Below are 20,951 nucleotides of genomic sequence, written 5' to 3'. Positions count from 1 at the left end.
GCGAGCGGCGGCGCCGTACCCCCGCGTGTCACCGCGCCGGGGTACGGCGGGTTATGTCGCCTCGGCGGCCTTGCGGGAACGCATCCGCTTCACCTTGGCGATGCTGCCGCAGGCGCGGCCGCTGTCCCCGGCGTACATGCTGCACCAGGTACGCGAGTTGTTGCGCGACTGGTCGTAGAAGATCCACCGGCAGTCCGGGCATGCACGCAGCCGACGCCAGCGCCCCTCATTCACCAACTCGGCAGCCACCCTCAGCACCTCACCGTGTGGTGTGGCTGGACCGCGGAAGACTAGTTCTCCGTTCTCGATGCGAGCCGTCTGCGGACATCGCTCCAGCCACGCGTCGAGCCGCGCCGAGCCGTGTTCCTCCACATCGGCCCGCAGATCGTCGCGCAATCGCAGCAGTTCCGCCGTGACATCCGCGCCACGGGGCACCGGCACCCTGGCGAACGTGTGCCGCCAGGCCGCCGCGTCCGCCGCGAGATCCGGCAGGGTCTCGGTCGGCACCCGGGTGTCGTTCGGGATCAGCCAACTGTTCAGGAAGCCGCGCAGCTCCTCCACGGCAGGAATCGTCATCGTCGCCGTTGCCATGCAATCAGGGTAGGTGGTAAACGCTACCTGCAGCACGTTTACCATCTATCACTATGACTGGTAACACCTTGGGTGCGGAAATCCCTCGGAGCACCTTCCGCAGCGTCCTGTCCCTGCCCGGCCACCCGACCTGGTACATAGCCGCGGCCCTGGTCCGCGCGCCTGTCGTCATGGCGCCCCTCGCGCTGGTTTTCCTTGGCCGCTCGGCTCAGTCCTTCAGCGTGGGCGGCATGCTCGCCGCCGTCCACGCGCTCGGCGAGGCCGCAGGTGCTCCCGTCATGGGCCGCCGCTTCGATCACCGGCCGTTCGTCGGCCAACTCAGGCTGGCCCTCGGCGCCGAGGCCCTCGCCTTCACCGCCCTCGCCCTCAGCGCCGGCCACGCCCCCGTTCCCGTCATGCTGGCCTTGGCTTTCGTGGCCGGCGCCGCTGCCGCGGGAGCCCCCGGCGGCATGCGGGCCCAGCTCTCGGCGACCACCCCGGAGCACCTGCGTCCCACCGCGCTGAGCCTGGAAAACTCGCTCAGTCAGGCCGTCTGGGCCTTCGCGCCCCCGTTGGCGTCCCTGCTGTACGTTCAGTTCTCGGCATCGGGCGCGCTCATCGCCATGGCCGTCGCCTCTGCCGCTCCGCTGCTCTTCGCACACCGGATCCCGCACGCCACCTCACTCCCCGAGACGCCCGGAGAAATCGGGGACGAGCGGCTGCGTACAACGGCGATTCTCCGACTCGTCTGGCCCACCGCACTGCTCTCAGCGGCGATCATGTTCCTTATCGGAACCGTCGATGTCGCCCTCCCGGCCCGTCTGGAGGACGTCGGTTCCTCCCCCGCGCTGGCGGGTCTTGTCATGACCGCCTTCGCCGTCGCCAGCGTAATCTCCGGACTCCTGTACGGCAGCCGCCGCTGGCCGGGCACACCCCTGAGCCAAAGCCTCGTCCTGCTCCCCGGCCTCGCCGCCGCCTTCACTCTCCCCGGCCTGACCACGCAACCCTGGAGCTTTGCCGCCGCCTTCGCGGTCGGCGGACTCCTCTACAGCCCGCTGATGGTCATCCGCAACCTCGCCCTCCAGCAACGCCTTCCCCAGCACGCCTGGGCGACCGGTTTCTCCGTCTTGTACGCCGCAGCCGGAGTGGGCTACGGAGCCGCCGGCCTCATGGCCGCCGCCCTGCTCGACATCGCCGGGTCCGGAACCGCCTTCGTCGCGTGCGCACTGATCACCATCGTCATCGGCGCTCTGTCGCTCCTGGGTGAGCGCACACACCCACGCCACACACCTCAACAGTCCGCGTCAGCAGGCAGCAGTCCAAGCTCGGGGCGCGTAAGGATTGACACACCCGCACCTGGCAGTCGATCTGTGACGAGAACGCGAGCGGAGGTCTCGGCGTAGGCCGTCACGGTCGCCGTGATCGGGCCCATGGCTGCCCGACTCGTCGACCAGGGGATCGGACCACGCGGGCAGGAGCAGCCCGCCGCCTCGCCGACGGCCTTCTCTGTCAAGTTCAGCGTGTTGAAGTTCTTGAGGCGTGCGCGAGCTCAGGCGAGGGGTGCCCACCTGGGGGCCATCCTTCCTGTATCCGAGGGTTCGGATTTCTCAGAAAGACCGGACCAGGACAATCTCATTCCGGTCTGCTCCAGATGGACCATGGATAGTGACCGGACCCTTCGCTACGCGCTGAGGCCGTCGTGCCGAAGAATGCATCCAGCCCCAGCAAGGTCAGCTCCACCCAGACCACAGTGCCGCAGCCGTTCTTGCTGAGTTCCCAGCAAGGGGAAGCCGCACGAACACTGTTGAGGTATACGTCCTCCCTCGCACTGCCTGGCCCTGACGCTCAGCTCGTTGCTGTGGTGATGGCCATCCGGGCGGCGCGAGGTGGTGTCGGCAACCTCACGGGTCAGTACACCTAGACCGCCGCCACCCCGTTACCGGCCGCCCTCTCCGGGGGCGTCGAGGAGGTCGGTCACGAGTCGGCGGGCGTACGCGGCGTCGAGGCCGGCCGGGCGGAAGAGGATGCGGTACATCATGGGGGCGACGACGCGGTCCATGGCCGCTTCGACGTCGGGAGTGTGCTCCTCGCGGACGGCCGCGCGGGCGAGGATGAGGTTGATCTGTTCGGCTGCGTAGGCCGAGCACTGGCCGGCGTTGCTGCCGTCCGGATCGCCGAGCAGGGCGTCCCGGATGTAGGCGCGGCCCGAGCCGGATGCCATCTCGTCGAGGAACTGTTCGGCCCAGGCCGTGAGGTCGGAACGCAGATCGCCGCGATCCTCCGGCTCGCCGTCGGGGCGCAGTCGTTCCACCGCGACGTCCGACAACAGCTCGTCCAGGTCGCCCCAGCGGCGGTAGATCGTCGACGGGGTGACGCCGGCGCGCTGGGCGACCAGGGGAACGGTCAGCGCGTCGCGCCCCACCTCCGCCAGGAGTTCACGCGCGGCGGAGTGCACCGCGGCCTGGACCCGGGCGCTGCGCCCGCCGGGGCGCACCATCTGCTTACGACTCATGACGCCATTTTAAAGCCTAGCTTTTGCGTTTAGCGGGTGCCCGAACAGCAGGGCGCTCACCTGCCGACAGATGTCGACGGACTCCTCGCCGCCGAGGTGGGCTGCCGCCGCTCCTGTCCGTCCCTGCCCACGATCGTCGCCCGTCGGTGCGGTGCGGACGGGCTTGATCGTCAACGGTCCGGGCGGCGATGCCGGCCAGGCCGTCCGGGCTGTGGTGTCGCCGGAGAACTACCACGCTCAGGCGACCGGTGCGAGCGCTCGGGCCGGCCGCGTCCGCTCGTAGGCGTGGCCCACCCTCAGCAGGGTCAGTTCGCCGAAGGGTCGGCCGAGCAGCTGCATCCCGATGGGCATGCCCGCCGTTCTCGACGAGCCGGGCGCCGGGCGCCGAGCACCTCCAGCTGGGCGATGGCGCGGTGGACGGTGGCGGCCACCTCAGGGTCGACGTGGTCGAAGCAGTAGTTGCCCGGCACCCCGATGCGCACGCCCGTCAGGTCCGGGTCCCGTTCCGGCCGGTGGTCGACGGCGGGTGGCCAGTGAGGCGGGGTCGCGCGGGTCGTGCCCGGCGAGGACAGCCAGGACCAGGGCCGCGTCCTCGACGGTGCGGGTGACCTGACCGGGCCGACGCGGTCGAGTGACCAGGACAGCGAGGTGACGCCGTGGCGGGGCACCAGCCCGTACGTCGGCTTGAGGCCGACCACGCCATTCAGCGCGGCGGGCACCCGGATCGACGAAGCGCTCCACAGCAAAAGCAATGGGTTTGCTTTAAGCGACGGTAGGGCCTACCGTCGCTTAAAGCAAACCCATTGCTTTTGTCGGAAGGAGTCCCATGTCCGGCGTCACGTCCGGCACACCCGCGCACTGCCCCCTCCTGGTGGGTCGCACCCGCGGGAAGAACCGTGCGGCGTCCTTCGTCCTCGACACGTCGATCCTCGCGACCCTCCTGGCCGCCTCCAGCGCCCCCACACCGCTGTACCCCCTCTATCAGGAGCAGTGCAGCCTTTCCGCGCTCGCCGTCACCGTGGTGTTCGCGCGTACTCACTGGCGCTGCTGTGGGCTTTGCTTACCACCGGAGCGCTCTCCGACCACCTGGGCCGGCGCCCCGTCCTGGCGGGCGCCCTCGTCGCGGAGGCCGCCTCCATGGTCCTCCTTCCTGGCCTCGGCGGACAGCGCAGGCTCCCTGACGGCAGCCCGCCTACTGCAAGGGGTGGCCACCGGTGCGGCCACCAGCGCCGCGGGTGCGGCTCTCCTCGACCTGGAGAACCCCCGACATCCGGGCCGGTCGGCCCTTGCCAACACCATCGCCCCGGTCGCCGGCATGGCCGCGGGCGTCCTCCTCTCCATCCTCCTCGTCCGCTTCGCCCCGGCCCCCACCGTCACCGTCTACGTACTGCTGGCCGTGCTGTTCGCCGCCCAGGCGATCGCGGTCGTCTTCACCACGGAGACGGCCCACCGCCACACGGGCGCGCTGCGGTCGCTGCGCCCGCACCTCGGCATCCCGCCCGGGGCGCGCCGCACACTGCTGAGCACCGGCACCGCGGTCGTCGCCGTCTGGGCCCTGGGCGGCTTCTACTCCTCCCTCGGCCCGGCCCTCGTACGCCTGGTGGCCCCCGGTGCCCCGCAGGCGGCCCGCGGCATGGTCTTCTTCCCCCTCAGCGCCACCGCCGCGCTCACCGTGTGGGCGCTGCGCCGCGCCGAGCCCCTCGCCACCGCGACCGGCGGATGCTTGACCGTTCTGCCCGCCGCGGCCCTGACCCTGAGCGGCCTGCACGGTGCCGGGCTGCCCGCCGTCTACGGCGGCGCGGCCCTGGCCGGCGCGGCCTTCGGCGCCGTCTCCCAAGGGGTGCTGCGCCTGCTTCTCGCCCCGCTCGACGAGTGGGACCGCGCCGCGACCCTGGTCGCCTACTACGTCCTCAGCTACCTCTCCATGAGCCTGCCCGCCGTCGCCGCGGGCGCAGCCACCCAGCGCTACGGGCTCGGGGCCACCTCCCACGCCTACGCCGCCATCGCCGCCCTCCTCGCCGCAGCCGCCCTGACGGCACTCGCCGTGTCACGGCGCCGGACAGCCACGGCCCGCCCCGCCACCGACCACCTCCGCTGAAGAGCAAAGGAAACGACAGATCATGCAGTCCGCCTCCACGCGCACCCTCCCCTCCTGGACCGTGGGCGACGTCACCGTCCACCGCGTCGACGAAGTGCCGCTGCCGCCCGCGACCGGGCCGTGGCTACTGCCCGACGCCACCCCCGAGGTGGTGGCCGGCCAGGACTGGCTGCGCCCCGACTTCGTCGGCCACGACGGCATCCTCCACATCGACAGCCACAGCTTCGCGTTCGTCGTGGACGGGCTGCGCGTGCTCGTCGACACCGGCATCGGCAACGGCAAGGAGCGGGCCAACCCGGCCTGGCACGACCTGCGCACCGACTACCTGGAGCGGCTCACCGCCGCCGGCTTCCCGCCGGTGACCGTCGACCTGGTGATCCTCACCCACCTGCACGCCGACCACGTCGGCTGGAACACCCGGCAGGTGGACGGCGCATGGGTGCCTACCTTCCCCGCCGCCCGCTACGTCACCGCCCGCGCCGAGCGGGAGTTCTGGGCCGGGTACGACATGGAGGAAGCGCGCCGCCAGATGTTCCGCGACTCGGTGATCCCGGTCGAGCGGGCCGACCTGCTCGACCTGGTCGACGTCCCGGCCGACGGCCTGCAGATCGCCCCGGGCCTGCGCCTTCTCCCGACTCCCGGCCACACCCCCGGCCATGTCGCAGTCGAACTGACCAGCCGGGGTGAGACAGCGCTGATCACCGGCGACTGCGTCCACCACCCGGTCCAGCTCGCCCACCCCGCCATCGGCGCCTGCGTCGACATCGACCCCCAGCGGTCCGAGGCCACCCGCCGCGCGCTGCTCGCCTCCCTCACCGGCACCGACGCCCTCCTGCTGGGCACCCACTTCGCCCCGCCCACTGCCGGCCGGGTCGTCACCCACGGGGACGCCTACCGGCTGCTGCCCGTCCCCGCGACCTGACCGGGTCATCGAGTTCCCGGAAGACGGGGCGGACGGCGAACCTCGACTCCCGGCACCGCTGGAATGGAGCTGGCGGCTCCACGCCTATGGTCTGCCGGCCTTCCCAGACAGGACCTCGTCGGCCGATCCGTCCGCTCGCCCGCACCTCCGGGCCGGGACGGCGGAGCCGGTCAGAGCGGTTCCGTACGAGTTACTCGCCGAGCCCGACCCGGTAGACCCTGCGCCGACGAACATGCTCCCCCAGCCCCCAGAGGCTTCCACCGTGAGCGGTGGTGTAACTGAGGTCTTCGGGGCCGATGGAGAGCTTTCCGTGCACCGCCGCCTTGGCGTCGCGGGGCGTCTGCACCCACAGCTGGCCCGCTGCTCCGGGTGTCGAGACGTTGGCGGAGTAGTAGGCGCGGCCGGCGACACTGACCGCACCCTGAACCCTGGCTGTCCGCAGCATCCAGCTCTCGTCGGAAGATCCGTCGGCGATGTAGCCGGAGGCGGCCAGGTTCCAGCGCGCGGCGTGCCCCTGGGAGCTGGGCCGGTACTCGCTGGACACGATGGAGGCCATCGCCCCCTGGGTACGGTCGAGCGAGAGCTGCGAATGCTGGAAGTTGGATCCCGCCGTGTTCTCGTAGATGTGGTGCAGCGGAAGCACGTAGTCGTACCCGTACGCGTAGTATTTGCCGTCCTGGTAGCCAAACCGGTTCCGGGCAGCGGCGCCGCCGGTCACCCTCACCATCTTGGTGATGTCGAAGACGCTCATGCCACCGCGCCTGACCGTGGTATTCCGGCCCGGCCTGTTCGCGATGTAGAGGAAGTTGCCGACCCAGGCCATGCCACCCGCATGGATCTCCACCGGCCGGTAGGTGGGGCGGCTGCCCGCCCGCGCCTGGCGGGGTTCGACCAGGAGTACGTGCTGGTACTTCGGGTTCACCGGGTCCCCGGTGACGTCGACGAAGGTGACCCGGGCACCGCGTGACTCGTAGTCCTTCTTGCCATACCAGGAGACCACCAGCACATCGCGGCCGAGGCCCGGCACCGTGCCGCCGTAGCCGTCGAAACTGGTGGTAACGCCCTGCGGGTACCAACGCGCGGTGTTCCGGTCCCAAGTGCCGTCTGACGCACTGGTATTGGTGTCCCAGGCGAAGCCGTACTGGAACCGGTCCGGCACCGTCCCGGCGGGCGGAGCGCTGCCACCGCCGTCGTTCCAGTCGCCCACTTCCGCGCCGTTCCACCTGGCGGTGTCGAGTATCCGCGCCAGGTCGGCGTTGGGCAGCTCCTCTCTCAGGCCGTCACTCGCGTCAGCCCAGCTACGGCCCTGGGCGTACCCGAGTTTCATGGCGACCTGGAACACGGTGGGCGCTGCGTGTGCGGTCGAGGGGCGCAACAGTCCTCCGGCCGCCGCTGCTAAGGGCATCGCGGTCATGGCGCGAAGGATCGTTCTTCGTGGAGTAGCCATGTCAGAAGAAGGTAGACAGTACCTCTCGGCCCGGTCTAGCCCCCTGCACCCCTTTCCACCCTTCGGTGAACTATCGACCGGAAAGCGCCCCACCGAACACATAGAGTGGCCACCCGGCAGCGGGCTCAGCCCGCACCCGAATCCCCTGGCGGCCGAAGCAGACCGGAGCTCTAACCACCGTCACTCACAGTGGAGTTGGTACAGCTGCTGACCTCGATCAAGACATCGGAGTGGTCCTGCTCGGCGGCTGCCTGCCGCTCAGCGTCCTCGACGCTGCCGCTTCCGTCAGCGATCTCGTCGTCGTCACCGCCACCCGCAAGATTGGCGAAAGCCGAGCCTGGCGGGCTTCGGGACGTGAGGTTCGGGGATCGAAATGTAGAATCGGCGGAAGGCAGGCTGCCAGCCGCTGATTGGCTCTCGACCTGGCGCGGCACTCCAGTAGGACTGGCCATCTGATGCCGTATGGAGGAGTTGTCATGCAGGTAGCCGTGGTCACCTTCGACGGGTTCAACGAGCTCGACAGCTTCATCGCTGCCGCGTTGATCAACCGCTGCCGCAAGGACGGCTTGGAAGCCTTCATTACGACGCCGACGCCGGTGGTCACGTCGATGAACGGCGTCGAGGTGACCGGGCAGCGCCCGATGGAGTTCGTGACCGAGGCCAGCGTCGTGCTGATCGGTAGCGGAGTGAAGACACGCGACGTGGTCGCCGACGACCGGTTGCTCTCCATGTTGCCGCTCGACCCTTCGCGACAGCTGATCGGTTCGCAGTGCTCCGGCGCGCTGGTGCTGGCGCACCTCGGGCTGCTGGGTGGCATGCCGGCTTGCACGGACATGACGAGCCGGCCCTTTGTCGAAGCCTGCGGCGTCACCGTGCTGGACGTGCCGTTCTACGTCGAGGGGAACATCGCTACAGCGGGCGGCTGCCTGGCGTCCCAGTATCTCGCGACGTGGGTTATCACCCGGATGCTCGGAGAGAACGCCGCGCGCGACGTCATCGGCTACGTGGCTCCGGTCGGCGAAAACCAGGAGACTGTCGAGCGCGCCATGCGTGCCGTCCATAGGGGTGAGCCTGCACTGCCCTGACGCCCCTTCTGGAGCGCCGCCTGCAGTTATGGCGGCGACTTCTGAGCGCATTGAGGCGTGGGCATTGTCAGATGCACGCGCGAGCATGTGGCAGTGCTCTCGCCAAGGCCTGTCCGGCGGATCTTTGATCAGTATGGTCATAGGATCATGAAGGCTCTGATCTTACTGCTCGCTGTATTTGTCGTCTTCGTCATGCCGACCTCCCTAGTTTGGCTGCTTGGGCGGCGAGCGAGGATCCCTAACTGGACGCTGGTCGTGTTCTTGCTGGCCGGGTGGCTGACAGTGTTCGTCGGCGGGTTCTTCTCGCAGCGCGCGCAGCCGAAACTGTTTCCCGATACGTCGCCCTGCTACGGCACGCGCACCACTCCTGTCTCGCAGTATTTCCCGCCCGACTCGTTCTGCCTCCACGCAGACGGGGAGTTGCGGACGGTCAATGGGCCGAACGCCAAGCTCGTGTTCTGGACGGCCGCCAATACCACCTTGGCGATGGCGATTGCCGCCGCCTTTGCACGGGTCGCCCGCCCCGGAAGCGTCCGAGTCCCTCGTCGGGGCGATGCTGTCGGGGCGTGCGTCTTCCCGGCACTCGTGGCGGTTTCCTACGAGCCCCGGCGGCGTGTTGATGGGCCCGGCAGGAGGTCGAATCAACGCTCACCATCGACCAGTCGATCCGGCCGTCCGCGTCGGCGTCGGCCAGGACGGCCGCGAAGATCCTTTCCCAGGTGCCGTCCGCCGCCCAGCGTCTGCGCCGTTCGTACACCGTCTTCCGTAGACCGAAACGCACAGGTAGATCCCGCCATGGCACGATCAGCGACAGCAGCCGGGGCACGAGTACGAGGTCGGGTCGGGCATCTTGCACGTGTTCGGGCAGCACTTGAAGCTGTTCCGGGTACGGGCCGGTCTGGATCGGGCGGAGTTCGGAGCGATGACGGGGTACTCGGCTTCGTCCATCGCGTCGTTCGAGCAGGGGCGCCGGATCCCTCAGCCGAAGTTCAGCGACCAGGCGGACGAACTGCTCGACGCCGCCGGGGTGTTGAAGGCCAGCAAGGAGGAGGTCGCTCGGGCACAGTATCCGGCGTTCTTCCGGGACGCGGCACGGCTGGAGGCGGAGGCGGTTGAGCTGCACGTGTACGCCAACCACGGCGTGCCTGGGCTGCTGCAAACGGAAGATTACGCGCGGGCAGTGTTCGCGATGTGGCGACCAGTACTGGAAGACGAGGTCGTGGAGCAACGAGTGGCAGCACGCCTGGCCAGGCACGAGATCTACTCTCGTCGCCCCAGGTCGACCATCAGCTTTGTGATCGAGGAGTGCATCCTGAGCCGCCCCCTGGGCGGGGAAGCAGTACTGCGTGGTCAGTTGGAGCAATTTCTCCTGGTCGGCCAGAACCGCAACGTCGAGATCCAGGTGATGCCGACCCGGCGCGAGGAGCATGCCGGGATGGCCGGTCCCTTCACCTTGATCGCGACCAAGGAAGAGCGGAGGATCGCATACGTTGAGGCGCACAAGGACAGCCGTCTCTACACGGAGCGAAGGTCCGTCCGGGAGTTCGAGGAGCAGTACGGAGTTCTCCGGGCCCAGGCACTTACTCCGCGCGAATCGCTGGCCCTCATCGAGAAATTTCTGGGAGAGACATGAACGCCGAAGCGCTTGTGGGGACGTTGCCTGAGTCCGCGTGGCTCAAGAGCAGCTACAGCAGCGGAGCGGGCGGCGAGTGCATCGAGGTCGCGACCTGCCCCGGTACCGTCCACGTCCGCGACTCGAAGGACAGGACGGGGCCAATCCTGTCTGTCGCCGCTGGTGGCTGGGGGGCCTTCGTGGAGTTCGCCGCACAGAGCTGACACCGCATGGACGACGGCGCCCCACCACCGAAACAATCCGGTGGCGGGGCGTCCTCTTGTACGAGCATGCACGCGGATTTCAATCAGCCTTGTTCGCCCGGCCGCGGGGCTTCTTTTCCGGCCGCCAGGTCCTGAGGTCCTCCACCCGGCGAGGCGGCGAGGCAGCAAGGCGTGTGCGACATCCCGCAAGTTCCCCTGAGCCCTGCTGAGTCCTTGTCCCTGTGGCCAGGGCGTTCTGTCTCCTTGGGGTGTTCTTCGAACTGGTGACGTAACTTCAGGATTCTTGAAGCATCCTCAATTCATCCGATCGATCTGTGATCAGGGTGAAGGCGAGGAGGGTCGGCTTGGCGCTGGCAGCCGTACGCGACTTGCGTGAGTTCCGCGATCCGGTCTCGGCGGAGGAACTGGAACAGTTCGAGACCGATGTGCTCGCCGGGTTCGTTTTCGCGCGGGCTTCGGCAGAGCTTGCGGACGGCACCAGGGCAGAGTCAGCAGCCGGGGCCGATCGGCGGAGACGATGTCAGGGCGAGCGCGGCGATCCGCAGCTCGGCCGCCCACGTTCGCTGGTCAAGCCCCAACGTGTGCTCAATGCAGCACCCGCATTGTGGGATCAGCGATACAAACGATCGCTCCTCAGCGGTTTCGACCTCCGTCTCCCACCAGTCATCGTCGCCAGGGCAGCGGGAGCGATTTCCTCATTGATCAGCCTCCCCGCCAGCCGGCGCAGCGCGTGGCGCCGTGCCAGGCCCGGATCGGGCAACGCGATTCCGGCCTCGGAGAGTGCTTGCTCGAACGCGTCGCGGATATCGCGGGCATCCGCGTTGCGAGGCAAACCGGCGAGCTCGCACAACGTCGGGGTGTCCAGCCCGGCAGCGAGTGCTTCGGCAGCAATCATCGGCAGGTCCTCCGGGCGGATCTCATCCGCCTGATAACGGCACGCCACCTCACCCAGAGACGTGAGGCCACTCTGTGTTGAGGATTTCGGTTCCGGTGTCGTTCCCGCTGTTCTCATGATTCGTACGATGCCAGCCCGTTCCCAAGGAGGGCTGCCCAGGGGGCGGTCCGCTCGGCGCTCACTCCGCGTCTTCGCCTGAACCCGAAGACCGAACCTATGAAAACACGACAGCCCATCCTCGGGTTCCCGTCGAAAGACCTTCAGTTCGCGTGAACCCACGGGGCGCACCGGCCGTGGGGACCAACGGAACAGCCAGTCTCGGTGAGATTGATCTTGGTCGCGTAGCAAGTCAAGCGCGCGGTCGTGGTCATATGTCCGAGCGCTGTTCGGCGGCTTCGGCGAGGGTGCGGTACAGCGTGGGCAGGCTGGGGTGCTTGCCCTTGTGCTTGCCCCGGGTGATGACCGTCTTCTGCTGGATCTCCTTCATGGGGGTGCCCTTGGCGCGCAGGGTGAGGGTGTACTCGATCTGGTCGGCGTCGAGGGAGGGTGGCCGGCCGCCGGTGCGGCCGCGTTTGCGGGCGGATTCCTGGCCTTCCAGGGTCTTCTCCCGGGTGTACGCCACCAGCGGCTGAGCGACTTCCGGGTCCTGGTCCTGGTCCTGGTCCTGGTCCTCAACGAGCATCCGTTCATTCCGACCTGGTCCACTGTGCGGGCCGGCGTGAACCGGGTGGCCGACGCACTTGCCGACGGCAGCGCCCGCGTCGAACGGCACACTCCGCTGCTGCCCGACCTGCGACCGGAGCCGGGCGGGAGGCGGTGGCCGCCGCGCTGACCGGGGCGGTGGGGGACGGCGCGGGAATCGAGCTACTGTCCTACCTGGAGAACCTCGACCTGCCCGACCTCGACCGCGTACTGGCGGACCCTGCCGCGTTCGCCCTGCCCGAGCGCGGCGACCGGCAGCTGGCCTTCCTCATCGCGGTCGTCGCGGCCGTCCAGGGTGATCTCACCCGCTCCCGCTGGGAAGCGGGCTGGGCGGTGCTGGCGAAGGCCGTGGACGCGGGTGTGCCCGATGTGGCGGCCAGGGCGGCGGTCGACCTGGCAACGATGCGGGACACCGACTGCGTGCCCATCGGCGCAGCCGGGGCAGCCTCCCGGCGGGCTGGGAGCGCTGGGCGGACCAGGTTTTGGAGCCCACGGTCGACTGGCGGCAGGCGCTCGCGGGCGCGGTCCGCGAGGCCGCCGCGTGGGCCGCCGGGGCGATCGACTACACCTACCGTCGCCCCTCCCGCCGCAGCGCGGCGCTCCGCGGCGTCGTCCTGCCAAGCCTCCGCCGCCCGTTGCCCCGTGTCGCTGTCGTCATCGACACCTCGGGGTCGATGGGTGATGACGAGCTCGCCTCGGCGCTGGCGGAGCACACAGCTGCCGGGTCCTGGGCCGACAGCCTTCGCGCTCAGCTGGTGAAAAACTCCGTGATCTGCTGGGCGACCTGGTCAGGGTAGGTCTCATGCACTCGGTGGCCGCCCCCGATCGTGATAAGCCGGCAGTCCGGGATCAGCGAGGCCATGTCCTGCAGGCGCCCCTGGGGCATCGTGGACTCCTGGCCGCCGGCGATCATCAGTGTCGGCGCGACAATCTCGCCGAGGCCGGCCGCCCACTCGGGGTCGGGGTCGGCCACCTCGGCCCGGATGGGAGCGACGACGGCCCAGTCGTAGTCCACCGGTCCCTCCGGTTCGGGGGCCGGCTTCAACTCGCTCGGGAACGGCGGCGGGGTCTCCACCAGCACCAGCCGCTCCACCCGGTCCGCGTGCTCCTGGGCAAGCAGATGGGCGACGACACCGCCCATCGAGTGGCCGACCAGGCCTACCCGGTCGAGCTCGCACTCGTCGAGGAAGCCGAGGACGTCGTCCCGCATCAGCTCGACGGAGTACTCGTCCGGCCAGTCGCTCTCGCCGTGACCGCGTAGGTCGATGGCGTACACCCGCCACTGTTCGCCGAGCAGACTCCCGGCCGCCTCCCAGCTTGCGGCACAATCGCCGAGGCCGTGCAGCAGGACCACGGGCGAGCCAAAGGGGTCGCCCCAGGTCCGATACGCCAGCCGTACATCGCCGACATCCACAACAGACTGATCTTCCATACCCATGACGCTACAGCCGAAAGAGCGAAGACCTTTCACCCGCGGCCTGGCAGGGTTGGCACCCGCTGCGGTGGCGGGTGTACGGCGACGGATACCGGATCGACGCCCGTTAAACCCGTGTTCGACGGGCGCGGGAAGCGTCCGCCGCGTTGACTGCGTACGCCGGTGCACATGCCATATGACCTGCGCTTTCACTCCTGCACGAAGGCTGCTCCGGAGCCGTGACCCGAGGGTCGGCCGCTGCGTTGAGGCTGACGAACGGCGCACGCGGATGTGAGCCGGGATACGGAGGAGACAAGCGCATGAGGAAGAAGATGATGCTGGCCGCGACGGTCATGGCCGCCGGTCTGGGGCTGGCCCTCGGCCCCGCCGCCCAGGCCGTGCAGAGCCCCGCCGCCGTGCAGGCCGCGATCTGCACCGTCAACGACAACGGGGTGAACTTCCGCGGCGGACCGGGCTCCGAGTACCCGGTCCTGGGCCAAGTGAACCGGGGCCAGAACCTCAACGCACGCGGCCAGCAAGGCAACTGGATCATGGGTGACCTGTGGGGCGGTCCCACGGGCGTCTGGATCCACACGGCGTATCTCGACTGCTGAGGCCGGCGCGCAGGTCCCGCATCGCGCGGAACGCGCTATGCGGGACCTTCCTGCACCCCGGGGCAGCTTTCCAACTCCCGCGTTTCGAAGGGGTATACGACACTCGCTCCACTCTGATAGGAAAGCTTCCTAACAGAATGAGAACGACGAACTCCCTTTGGAGGACTGGTGCACGCTCCCCATAAGCGCACCGCACGTCGCAGCAACCGCTCCGTGCGCATCGCGGTCATCGCGGTCGGCTTGACCCTCACGGCCTTACCGGTCGTGGCCTACGCCGGTGCCCCCACACACCCGGCGGTACATCGACAGACGGCAGTGGACCGTCAGGCCGACGCCGCGACCGGGCTCGACGATCCGGCGAAGAAGGAGATAGCCATGCAGCTGGTCTCCAGCGCGGAGAACTCCTCGCTCAACTGGAAGGCCCAGTACAAGTACATCGAGGACATCGGCGACGGCCGCGGCTACACCGCGGGCATCATCGGCTTCTGCTCCGGCACCGGCGACATGCTCGACCTCGTCGAGCTGTACACCCAGCGCAAGCCGGGCAACGTCCTCGCGAAGTACCTTCCCGCGCTGCGGAAGGTCGACGGCACCGACTCGCACAGCGGTCTCGACCCGAACTTCAAGAAGGACTGGGCGACCGCCGCATCCGACCCAGCGTTCAAGCGAGCGCAGAACGACGAGCGGGACCGGGTGTACTTCAACCCGGCGGTCAGCCAGGGCAAGGCCGACGGCATCGGCACGCTAGGCCAGTTCGCCTACTACGACGCCATCGTCATGCACGGCGACGGCGGCGACAGCACCAGCTTCAGCTCCATCCGCAAGCGGGCCCTCGCGAAGGCGAAGCCGCCGGCCAAGGGCGGCAACGAGGTCACGTATCTCAACGCCTTCCTGGACGCCCGGGTCTGGGCGATGAAGCAGGAGGAGGCCCACTCCGACACCAGCCGGGTGGACACCGCCCAGCGGGTCTTCCTGAAGAAGGGCAATCTGAACCTGAATCCGCCGCTCGACTGGAAGGTGTACGGCGACAGCTATCACATCGGCTGACGCACGCCCGGGTCACGGCTGTGGCGCGTACGGCAACCCGCCAGGGGCGCCGTACGCGCCACAGCGCTGCACCGGCCCCGGAGCGTCAGGCTCCGGCGGCGATCTGCGCGAGGCGGCGGGCCTCGTCGCGGGTGGCGCGGGCGATGACGTCCTCGTCCACGGTGATCAGTCGGTTGCCCTCGACGACCGGCCGGCCGTCGACGAGGGAGAGGGTGACGGGGGCCGCGGCACCGAAGACGAGTGCGGTCACCGGGTCGGCGATGGAGGCGTGGGCGAGGGTGTCCAGCTTCCACAGCACCAGATCTGCGAGCTTGCCGGGCTCCAGGGAGCCGATCTGGTCGGCGCGGCCGAGTACCTGGGCGCCGCCGTACGTTCCCAGGCGCAGGACCTGACGCGCATTCAGGGCCTTTTCGTGGTGGGCGCCGAGGCGGTTGATGAGGAGGGCGTTGCGCAGTTCGGTGTGGAGTTCGCCGGACTCGTTGGAGGCGGTGCCGTCGACGCCGAGGCCGACCAGGACGCCCGCGGCGAGCATGTCGGGCACCCGGGCGATCCCCGCGGCGAGCCGGGCATTGGACGAGGGGCAGTGCGCCACGCCCGTTCCGGTGCGGGCGAAAGCGGCGATGTCGGAGTCGTTCATATGGACGCAGTGCGCCATCCATACATCGTGGCCGAGCCAGCCGGTCGACTCGAAGTAGTCGGTCGGACCCATTCCGAACAGCTCGTGGCAGAACTTCTCCTCCTCCACGGTCTCCGAACCGTGGGTGTGCATGCGTACTCCTTTGCGGCGGGCCAACTCGGCAACTTGTCGCAGCAGTTCGGTGGAGATGGAGAACGGGGAGCAGGGTGCGACGGCGACCTGGGTCATCGCGTCGAACGAGGCGTCGTGGTGGGCGTCGACGGTCGCCTCGGTTTCGGCGAGCGCACCGTCGAGGGTCTCCACGGCGAAGTCCGGCGGCAGCCCGCCGTCCTTCACGCTGCGGTCCATGGAGCCGCGGGCGAGTGTGAACCGTACGCCCATGTCACGAGCGGCCCCGATGATGGCGCCGGAAAGATCGCCGGCCCCTTGCGGGTAAACGTAGTGGTGGTCCATGGCGGTGGTGACGCCGCCGCGGGCCATCATGGCAAGCGAACCCTGCGCGGCGGCGCGGACCATCGGCTCGTCGATGCGCGCCCACATCGGGTACAGCGCGACCAGCCAGTCGAACAGGTTGTGGTCGGTGGCGAGGCCGCGGGTGATCCACTGATAGAAGTGGTGGTGCGTGTTGATCAGGCCGGGGGTGACCAGATGCCCGGTGCCGTCGATGCGACGTACGACGTTCTCCAGGCCCTCGGGTGCCCGGCCCGCGCCGACGGATTCGATGCGGTTGCCCGCGACGACGACATGGCCCGAGGCGTACTCGGTGTCGTCAGCGTCGACGGTCGCGATCGAACAGTTCTCGATGACGATGCGTTCCACGTGCTCATGGGCTGCCGATGCTGTCATGGCGCTTCCTCTTCTCCTCCGGCGACGGGTCAGGCAGAAGACTCCGGCGACCTCTCGCGTCAGAGGTTGGTCATGTCGACCGGGATCTGCGGCTCGGTACCGTCCCTCAGCACGGTGGCCTCGATCAGGCCGTACGGGCGGTCCGCCGCGAAGTAGACCTCGTTTTCGTTCTCGAGACCGAACGGCTCCAGGTCCACCAGGAAGTGATGCTTGTTCGGCAGCGAGAAGCGGATCTCGTCGACCTCGCTGCAGTTGCTGATGATGCGCGAACCCATCTGGTACAGGGTCTGCTGCAGGGAGAGGGAGTACGTCTCGGCGAAGGCCTGGAGCATGTGGCCCCGCGTCTGCTCGTAGGAATTCTCCCAGTTCGGCATCCGTGCGTCGTCGCTGGTCCAGTTGTACCGCCACTTGGCGGACACCTCGGTCGCGAGGATGCGATCGTACGCCTCCTTGAGCGTCGTGTACTTGTCCTTGACGTAGCCCCAGAACTCGGAGTTGGTGGAGTTCATCACCACGAGGTCCTTGAGCCCCGAGATGATCTGCCACTTCTCGCCGTCGAAAGTGATCTGGGTGGTGCGCGTCTCCTGGCCCTTGCGTACGAAGGAGTGCTTGGTCTCGTCGGCGCCGATGAACTGCGCGTTGGTGTCCGAGGCAGCAATGCGCTCCCAGGCGTACTCCTCGATCCGGATCCTGGCCGTCCTGATCGGCTCCTGCGACGCCACGAAGTGGCGGGCGAGGTGGATGCCGAACTGTTCGGCCGACTCGATGTCGTGCTCCTTGGCGAACGCGTACACCGTGTTCTTGGTGGTGTCGGTCGGCAGAACGTGGGCGTTGGAGCCGGAGTAGTGGACATCGTCCATGTCGCCGGAGAGGGCGATGGAGACGTTCAGGTCCTTGATGTGGTGGGTGCCGCCGTCCCGGGTGATCCTGACAACGCGGTTCTCCGCTTTGCCGTACTGGTTCTGGCCGAGAATCACAGGGCGGGGGCGGTGGCAATCGGCGGTCATGTCGGTGCTAGCTCCCTCGGTAAACGGAGTAGCCGAACGGGTTGAGCAGCAGCGGTACGTGATAGTGCTCGCCCGGGGTGACGGCGAACGTGATCGCCACCTCGGGGAAGAACACGCCGCTGTCCCTGACGCGGGGGGCGTCCTGCTGCGCCTCGGCTTGCTTCTCGAAACTGTGCTCATTGGCGAAGTACGTCTCGGTGTCGAAGTCGAGCCGTACATGGGTGGTGCCCTCCGGCAGTTCCGGCAGGTCCTTGCAGCGCCCGTCCGTGTCGGTCGCGGAACCGCCGAGTGCCGTCCACGGTGCGTCGCCGCCGCCGCCGCTGCGGGCGGCGAGGCGGACGGCGACAGCCGCGGCGGGGCGGCCGATGCTGGTGTCCAGGATGTGGGTGGACACCGATGCGGTGGCAGAGGTGCTCAAGACCCTCACTCTCCTTACTGTTACGCGCCTTCTGTTACGCGCCTTCTGTGACGAGACGGGTGAGCCGGATGCGATTGATCCTGCCCAGTTCGGTGCGCACGATCTCGCGCTCCTGCTCGGGCGTGTTCCCGATCCGGGACTTCACCGCGTCGCGCATCTGCTCACCGGTGGCTCCGGTGGCGCAGACCAGGAAGACGTGTCCGAACCGCTCCTGATAGGCCAGGTTCAGTTCGACCATCTCGGCCCTGAGTTCCTCAGTGGCGTCCGCCATCCCCCGCTGCTCGCGGGAGGAGGCCGGGTCTCCTGGCTCCGGGCGCCCGATCGGCGGGTGACCGGCCATCGCCTCGGCCAGATCCTCCGGGGTCAGCGCGGCCGTGGCGGCGTCACCGGCAAGGAGAAGGGCTTCTGCGGTGTCGTACGGGCGTCGGGAGAGCATCGCTCTCCCCCAAGCCGCACTGGCACACACCTCGTATAACGCGGTGGCGGCCTCGTCGTCCGCCAGGGTGTTGAACCGGGTGAGGCCCGGTGTGGAACTCGAGGTCACGGGAGCCTCCCTGGCTGTTTTCGCTGTGCGTTTCGTCGCGTCGCGTCGGTCGGGCTGCGGATAGCTAACGCCCTCCACAACACCTCGTCAACACTTTGTTGAAGTTGCGCGCATGTAAAAAGCCGTCGCCCGACGCTCCGGACGACGGCCTTCCATGACCCTCCATGGCCTTCGCTCACCTACGGCCTCAACTACTCGCCCCTGGCGGCATTTTCCCCGATGCTCTCGGCGAGTGCCGCCGATGTCGCCGATCCGTCAGCCGCCGGGCCCTCCGCTGCCAAAAGCCCCACCGTTGTCATGTTTGGGTAGGGCCCTTGGCGAAGAGGGCCGGTTGATCTGATAGGGGCTGAGACCTTCCCCGAAATCATCTGCAGCCCTCAAGTTTTCGTCGCTTCGGGAAGAAGGCTCGGCCTGTGGTGCCTGCTGTCGCGCCCGAGCCCGACGGCGCGCGTCCCACCACAGGAGGCCAAGCAGAATGGCTACTACGACAACTGCTATACCAACGGGGAAAATCCAGCGCACAGCAGAAGCGGCCACTGTGATGTCACTGATGGGCACCTGGCTCACATGGTGACTCATCTGACCCACGTCCTTCCTGAGGGAAGGGGAATCCGCCGCTCACAAAGTGAGGCAGAGGCTTCCGCTCATCGGAGAGAACCCGCGACGGCCGGAGCCGTGGGAAACTCCAATCCCGCCACCCATGGCGGGATCAATCTCGCGGGGCCCGTCTGAACTGGACACCTGGCAAGGCTCAAGCTCTCTGACAAGTCTACGGCGGGGCATACGGCGGCCGCGCTACGCCGAGGGCCCACAGCAGGCCAGCGGCGCCCATGCGGCTCCTCTCGTCGGCTTCCGCGCACTGCGCTGCCATGCCGACACAGAGACAAGTCGAACGTACATTCGATTCCATCTGACCTGCCACGCCTCCGCACCCTGCGTGGTGTTTACGGAATACGACCCTCCACCTGTGTGGATATCACTTCCACATCAGGCATCCCTTTCCCTGTTCAGATAGTTGTAGACGGTGAAGCGGCTGACCCCCAGCGCACCCGCCACCGTCTCCACGCCGTGTCGCACGGAGAAGGCGCCGCGTACCTCCAGGGTCCGCACCACAGACTGCTTGGCCTTGCGGTCCAACTCGGCGAGCGGCATGCCGTGCCGACGCTCCATGGCGGCCAGGATGTGGTCGAGCGATTCCGAGAGCTGAGGCAGCCGGACGGCTATGACGTCCTCGCCCTCCCAGGCCAGCACGACGTCGTCCGCCTGCGCCTGCTCGGGTCCGAGCAGCTCGGCGCCCATGGCGTCGGCGAGAGGCTTGACCGCGGCAACGAGGGGGTGGTCCGCCGATTCGGTCACTTCGAGCCCTCCCCGATGACGTTGACCTGGAGCGACACCCGGGTGGCACCCGATGCCAGCGCTCCGCGCAGCAGGGAGTCCACCACGGTGAGCACCTCGTCGGCGCCGCCCTCCACCGTATTGCCGAAGGGCCCGACGTCCACGGCGTCCAGGGCGGCGGTCTGGATGACCTCGCGGGCCACGACCGCGTGGGCGGGTACCTCGTCGAGATCGAAGGGCTCGGTGGTGAACTCCACTCTCAAGCGCACTGTGCCTCCCTCATGCGTTCGCCACGTCTCGGTGACCCGCGGCTCGGGCCCGACCCTAACGGACGGGCACCGGGCCCCTCCGGTGGCGGCTTCGCCCTCAGTCGCGTGAAGACCTCCGATCGGGCGGCCGCCCGACAGCTTCTGAACCCTGCCCGGGGCGCCATCCCTCTCTTCGGAGGGAATCCCCGCCTTCAGGCGGGGTGGGAATCCGATCTCGGGGCTGCTCTAACTCTCAGGCTGCAGCGGGCGCTTTTGCTGCTCGATGTACTGCTTGACGATATCCAACGGTGCGCCACCGCAGGACCCGGCGAAGTAGGAGCCCGACCAGAAACGGCCGTGCATGATGAAGCGGTTGACACGACCGGTGAACTCCTGTCGCAGGTAGCGGGAGGACACGCCCTTGAGTGAGTTCACCAGGGCCGACAGGGCGACCTTCGGCGGGTAGTGCACCAGGAGGTGCACGTGATCGTCTTCGCCGTTGAACTCGATCAGCTCCGCGCCGAAGTCCGTGCAGACGTTCCTCATGATTTCCTCGCAGCGCGTCAGCATGGCGTCGTTGAAGACTTCGCGCCGGTACTTTGTCACGAACACCAAGTGTGCGTGGAGGTTGCAAACGACGTGACGGCCCCGACGGACCTCGGAATTCGGTTCCCAGCGTGGTGACATAAACCAAGCGTAGTATGATCGAGCGAGCTCGACCGGAAGGGGGTGGGCCGGTGATCCGTGCGTACAAATTCCTCATGCGGCCCACCG

The 20,951-nt window shown here is 68.1% G+C and carries 23 protein-coding genes and 3 pseudogenes; 11 read left to right on the top strand and 15 right to left on the bottom strand.

Annotated elements, in window-relative coordinates:
• Positions 1-51: 51 nt before the first annotated feature.
• Positions 52-591 carry a CGNR zinc finger domain-containing protein gene (locus tag ABT115_RS29570; protein ID WP_351796157.1) on the bottom strand — a complete coding sequence of 180 codons (540 nt, stop codon included), beginning with the start codon at positions 589-591 and terminating at the stop codon, positions 52-54.
• A gap of 53 nt (positions 592-644) precedes the next feature.
• Here ABT115_RS29570 and ABT115_RS29565 point away from each other — a divergent pair, with 53 nt between their 5' ends.
• Complete coding sequence (locus ABT115_RS29565; protein WP_351796154.1) at positions 645-1,973, top strand: MFS transporter; 1,329 nt, start codon at positions 645-647, stop codon at positions 1,971-1,973.
• A 533-nt stretch (positions 1,974-2,506) separates the two neighbouring features.
• Here ABT115_RS29565 and ABT115_RS29560 read toward each other — a convergent pair.
• Together ABT115_RS29560 and ABT115_RS29555 are read right to left on the bottom strand one after the other, a co-directional pair.
• Positions 2,507-3,082 carry a TetR/AcrR family transcriptional regulator gene (locus ABT115_RS29560; protein WP_351796151.1) on the bottom strand — a complete coding sequence of 192 codons (576 nt, stop codon included), beginning with the start codon at positions 3,080-3,082 and terminating at the stop codon, positions 2,507-2,509.
• Between the two features lie 305 nt (positions 3,083-3,387).
• Positions 3,388-3,834 carry an amidase family protein gene (locus tag ABT115_RS29555; protein WP_351796148.1) on the bottom strand — a complete coding sequence of 149 codons (447 nt, stop codon included), beginning with the start codon at positions 3,832-3,834 and terminating at the stop codon, positions 3,388-3,390.
• 74 nt (positions 3,835-3,908) lie between these two features.
• Between ABT115_RS29555 and ABT115_RS29550 the strand changes: the two genes are divergently transcribed.
• Positions 3,909-5,180: an MFS transporter gene (locus ABT115_RS29550; protein WP_351796145.1), complete on the top strand. Its 1,272-nt coding sequence runs from the start codon at positions 3,909-3,911 to the stop codon at positions 5,178-5,180.
• 22 nt (positions 5,181-5,202) lie between these two features.
• Positions 5,203-6,102, top strand: a complete 900-nt coding sequence (locus tag ABT115_RS29545; protein WP_351796142.1) for an MBL fold metallo-hydrolase — start codon at positions 5,203-5,205, stop codon at positions 6,100-6,102.
• A gap of 190 nt (positions 6,103-6,292) precedes the next feature.
• Here ABT115_RS29545 and ABT115_RS29540 read toward each other — a convergent pair whose 3' ends face one another.
• The gene (locus ABT115_RS29540) at positions 6,293-7,516 is read right to left on the bottom strand and encodes a hypothetical protein (RefSeq protein WP_351796139.1); all 1,224 of its coding nucleotides are present in this window, start codon (positions 7,514-7,516) and stop codon (positions 6,293-6,295) included.
• 509 nt (positions 7,517-8,025) lie between these two features.
• On the opposite strand from ABT115_RS29540, the gene ABT115_RS29535 reads away from it, so the two are divergent.
• The gene (locus ABT115_RS29535) at positions 8,026-8,634 is read left to right on the top strand and encodes a DJ-1/PfpI family protein (RefSeq protein WP_351796136.1); all 609 of its coding nucleotides are present in this window, start codon (positions 8,026-8,028) and stop codon (positions 8,632-8,634) included.
• 517 nt (positions 8,635-9,151) lie between these two features.
• On the opposite strand, the pseudogene ABT115_RS29530 reads toward ABT115_RS29535, so the two are convergent.
• Positions 9,152-9,436, bottom strand: a pseudogene (locus tag ABT115_RS29530) (transposase); the annotation flags it as partial.
• Between ABT115_RS29530 and ABT115_RS29525 the strand changes: the two are divergent.
• Both ABT115_RS29525 and ABT115_RS29520 read left to right on the top strand, forming a co-directional pair.
• On the top strand, positions 9,422-10,267 hold the full coding sequence (locus ABT115_RS29525) for a helix-turn-helix domain-containing protein (protein ID WP_351796185.1): 846 nt from the start codon (positions 9,422-9,424) through the stop codon (positions 10,265-10,267). The pseudogene ABT115_RS29530 and the gene ABT115_RS29525 sit on opposite strands and share 15 nt — an antisense overlap.
• Positions 10,264-10,470, top strand: a complete 207-nt coding sequence (locus ABT115_RS29520) for a DUF397 domain-containing protein (protein WP_351796133.1) — start codon at positions 10,264-10,266, stop codon at positions 10,468-10,470. Before ABT115_RS29525 ends, ABT115_RS29520 begins: the two co-directional genes overlap by 4 nt.
• 610 nt (positions 10,471-11,080) lie before the next feature.
• Here ABT115_RS29520 and ABT115_RS29515 read toward each other — a convergent pair.
• Positions 11,081-11,482, bottom strand: a complete 402-nt coding sequence (locus ABT115_RS29515; protein WP_351796130.1) for a hypothetical protein — start codon at positions 11,480-11,482, stop codon at positions 11,081-11,083.
• Between the two features lie 250 nt (positions 11,483-11,732).
• Positions 11,733-12,047, bottom strand: a complete 315-nt coding sequence (locus ABT115_RS29510) for a hypothetical protein (protein ID WP_351796188.1) — start codon at positions 12,045-12,047, stop codon at positions 11,733-11,735.
• On the opposite strand from ABT115_RS29510, the pseudogene ABT115_RS29505 reads away from it, so the two are divergent.
• From ABT115_RS29505 to ABT115_RS30980, 3 genes and pseudogenes are all read left to right on the top strand, one after another.
• Positions 11,970-12,158 (top strand): annotated as a pseudogene (locus ABT115_RS29505) (amidase); the annotation flags it as partial. The gene ABT115_RS29510 and the pseudogene ABT115_RS29505 overlap by 78 nt on opposite strands.
• Positions 12,158-12,484, top strand: a pseudogene (locus ABT115_RS29500) (AAA family ATPase); the annotation flags it as partial. The pseudogenes ABT115_RS29505 and ABT115_RS29500, both read left to right, overlap by 1 nt.
• Positions 12,382-12,864 carry a DUF2201 family putative metallopeptidase gene (locus ABT115_RS30980; protein WP_502969191.1) on the top strand — a complete coding sequence of 161 codons (483 nt, stop codon included), beginning with the start codon at positions 12,382-12,384 and terminating at the stop codon, positions 12,862-12,864. The pseudogene ABT115_RS29500 and the gene ABT115_RS30980, both read left to right, overlap by 103 nt.
• Here the strand turns inward: ABT115_RS30980 and ABT115_RS29490 are convergent.
• Positions 12,816-13,499 (bottom strand): alpha/beta fold hydrolase, encoded by a 684-nt coding sequence (locus ABT115_RS29490; RefSeq protein WP_351796127.1) that lies wholly within the window; start codon positions 13,497-13,499, stop codon positions 12,816-12,818. The two genes, ABT115_RS30980 and ABT115_RS29490, sit on opposite strands and share 49 nt — an antisense overlap.
• A gap of 302 nt (positions 13,500-13,801) precedes the next feature.
• On the opposite strand from ABT115_RS29490, the gene ABT115_RS29485 reads away from it, so the two are divergent.
• Together ABT115_RS29485 and ABT115_RS29480 are read left to right on the top strand one after the other, a co-directional pair.
• A complete protein-coding gene (locus ABT115_RS29485) occupies positions 13,802-14,095 on the top strand; it encodes an SH3 domain-containing protein (RefSeq protein WP_351796123.1) in 294 nt (97 codons plus the stop codon).
• Positions 14,096-14,263: 168 nt separating this feature from the next.
• Positions 14,264-15,142 (top strand): chitosanase, encoded by an 879-nt coding sequence (locus ABT115_RS29480; RefSeq protein WP_351796120.1) that lies wholly within the window; start codon positions 14,264-14,266, stop codon positions 15,140-15,142.
• A gap of 85 nt (positions 15,143-15,227) precedes the next feature.
• Here the strand turns inward: ABT115_RS29480 and ABT115_RS29475 are convergent, their stop codons facing one another.
• From ABT115_RS29475 to tnpA, 7 genes are all read right to left on the bottom strand, one after another.
• A complete protein-coding gene (locus tag ABT115_RS29475) occupies positions 15,228-16,625 on the bottom strand; it encodes an 8-oxoguanine deaminase (RefSeq protein WP_351796117.1) in 1,398 nt (465 codons plus the stop codon).
• 59 nt (positions 16,626-16,684) lie between these two features.
• The gene (gene pucL, locus ABT115_RS29470) at positions 16,685-17,632 is read right to left on the bottom strand and encodes a factor-independent urate hydroxylase (protein WP_351796115.1); all 948 of its coding nucleotides are present in this window, start codon (positions 17,630-17,632) and stop codon (positions 16,685-16,687) included.
• Between the two features lie 7 nt (positions 17,633-17,639).
• On the bottom strand, positions 17,640-18,050 hold the full coding sequence (gene uraH, locus ABT115_RS29465) for a hydroxyisourate hydrolase (protein WP_351796112.1): 411 nt from the start codon (positions 18,048-18,050) through the stop codon (positions 17,640-17,642).
• Positions 18,051-18,084: 34 nt separating this feature from the next.
• Complete coding sequence (uraD, locus tag ABT115_RS29460) at positions 18,085-18,594, bottom strand: 2-oxo-4-hydroxy-4-carboxy-5-ureidoimidazoline decarboxylase (RefSeq protein WP_351796109.1); 510 nt, start codon at positions 18,592-18,594, stop codon at positions 18,085-18,087.
• A 987-nt stretch (positions 18,595-19,581) separates the two neighbouring features.
• Positions 19,582-19,893 (bottom strand): helix-turn-helix domain-containing protein, encoded by a 312-nt coding sequence (locus ABT115_RS29455; protein ID WP_351796182.1) that lies wholly within the window; start codon positions 19,891-19,893, stop codon positions 19,582-19,584.
• Positions 19,894-19,946: 53 nt separating this feature from the next.
• The gene (locus tag ABT115_RS29450) at positions 19,947-20,198 is read right to left on the bottom strand and encodes a thiamine-binding protein (protein ID WP_351796106.1); all 252 of its coding nucleotides are present in this window, start codon (positions 20,196-20,198) and stop codon (positions 19,947-19,949) included.
• A gap of 225 nt (positions 20,199-20,423) precedes the next feature.
• Entirely contained in the window at positions 20,424-20,864 is a 441-nt protein-coding gene (tnpA, locus tag ABT115_RS29445; RefSeq protein ID WP_351796104.1) for an IS200/IS605 family transposase, read from the bottom strand.
• Positions 20,865-20,951 lie beyond the last annotated feature (87 nt).

The sequence above is a fragment of the Streptomyces sp. NPDC001832 genome (assembly GCF_040297265.1).
GTDB lineage: Bacteria > Actinomycetota > Actinomycetes > Streptomycetales > Streptomycetaceae > Streptomyces.
Note: the sequence above shows the minus strand (reverse complement) of the source record. Positions and strands in the feature narration are given on the sequence as shown.

Bases quoted from the DNA above. Each gene is read 5' to 3' on its own strand.
- ABT115_RS29570 (WP_351796157.1), bottom strand. From the start codon at position 591: ATGGCAACGGCGACGATGACGATTCCTGCCGTGGAGGAGCTGCGCGGC.
- ABT115_RS29565 (WP_351796154.1), top strand. From the start codon at position 645: ATGACTGGTAACACCTTGGGTGCGGAAATCCCTCGGAGCACCTTCCGC.
- ABT115_RS29560 (WP_351796151.1), bottom strand. From the start codon at position 3,082: ATGAGTCGTAAGCAGATGGTGCGCCCCGGCGGGCGCAGCGCCCGGGTC.
- ABT115_RS29550 (WP_351796145.1), top strand. From the start codon at position 3,909: ATGTCCGGCGTCACGTCCGGCACACCCGCGCACTGCCCCCTCCTGGTG.
- ABT115_RS29545 (WP_351796142.1), top strand. From the start codon at position 5,203: ATGCAGTCCGCCTCCACGCGCACCCTCCCCTCCTGGACCGTGGGCGAC.
- ABT115_RS29540 (WP_351796139.1), bottom strand. From the start codon at position 7,516: ATGACCGCGATGCCCTTAGCAGCGGCGGCCGGAGGACTGTTGCGCCCC.
- ABT115_RS29535 (WP_351796136.1), top strand. From the start codon at position 8,026: ATGCAGGTAGCCGTGGTCACCTTCGACGGGTTCAACGAGCTCGACAGC.
- ABT115_RS29520 (WP_351796133.1), top strand. From the start codon at position 10,264: ATGAACGCCGAAGCGCTTGTGGGGACGTTGCCTGAGTCCGCGTGGCTC.
- ABT115_RS29515 (WP_351796130.1), bottom strand. From the start codon at position 11,482: ATGAGAACAGCGGGAACGACACCGGAACCGAAATCCTCAACACAGAGT.
- ABT115_RS29510 (WP_351796188.1), bottom strand. From the start codon at position 12,047: ATGCTCGTTGAGGACCAGGACCAGGACCAGGACCAGGACCCGGAAGTC.
- ABT115_RS29490 (WP_351796127.1), bottom strand. From the start codon at position 13,499: ATGGAAGATCAGTCTGTTGTGGATGTCGGCGATGTACGGCTGGCGTAT.
- ABT115_RS29485 (WP_351796123.1), top strand. From the start codon at position 13,802: ATGAGGAAGAAGATGATGCTGGCCGCGACGGTCATGGCCGCCGGTCTG.
- ABT115_RS29475 (WP_351796117.1), bottom strand. From the start codon at position 16,625: ATGACAGCATCGGCAGCCCATGAGCACGTGGAACGCATCGTCATCGAG.
- pucL (WP_351796115.1), bottom strand. From the start codon at position 17,632: ATGACCGCCGATTGCCACCGCCCCCGCCCTGTGATTCTCGGCCAGAAC.
- ABT115_RS29455 (WP_351796182.1), bottom strand. From the start codon at position 19,893: ATGGGCGCCGAGCTGCTCGGACCCGAGCAGGCGCAGGCGGACGACGTC.
- tnpA (WP_351796104.1), bottom strand. From the start codon at position 20,864: ATGTCACCACGCTGGGAACCGAATTCCGAGGTCCGTCGGGGCCGTCAC.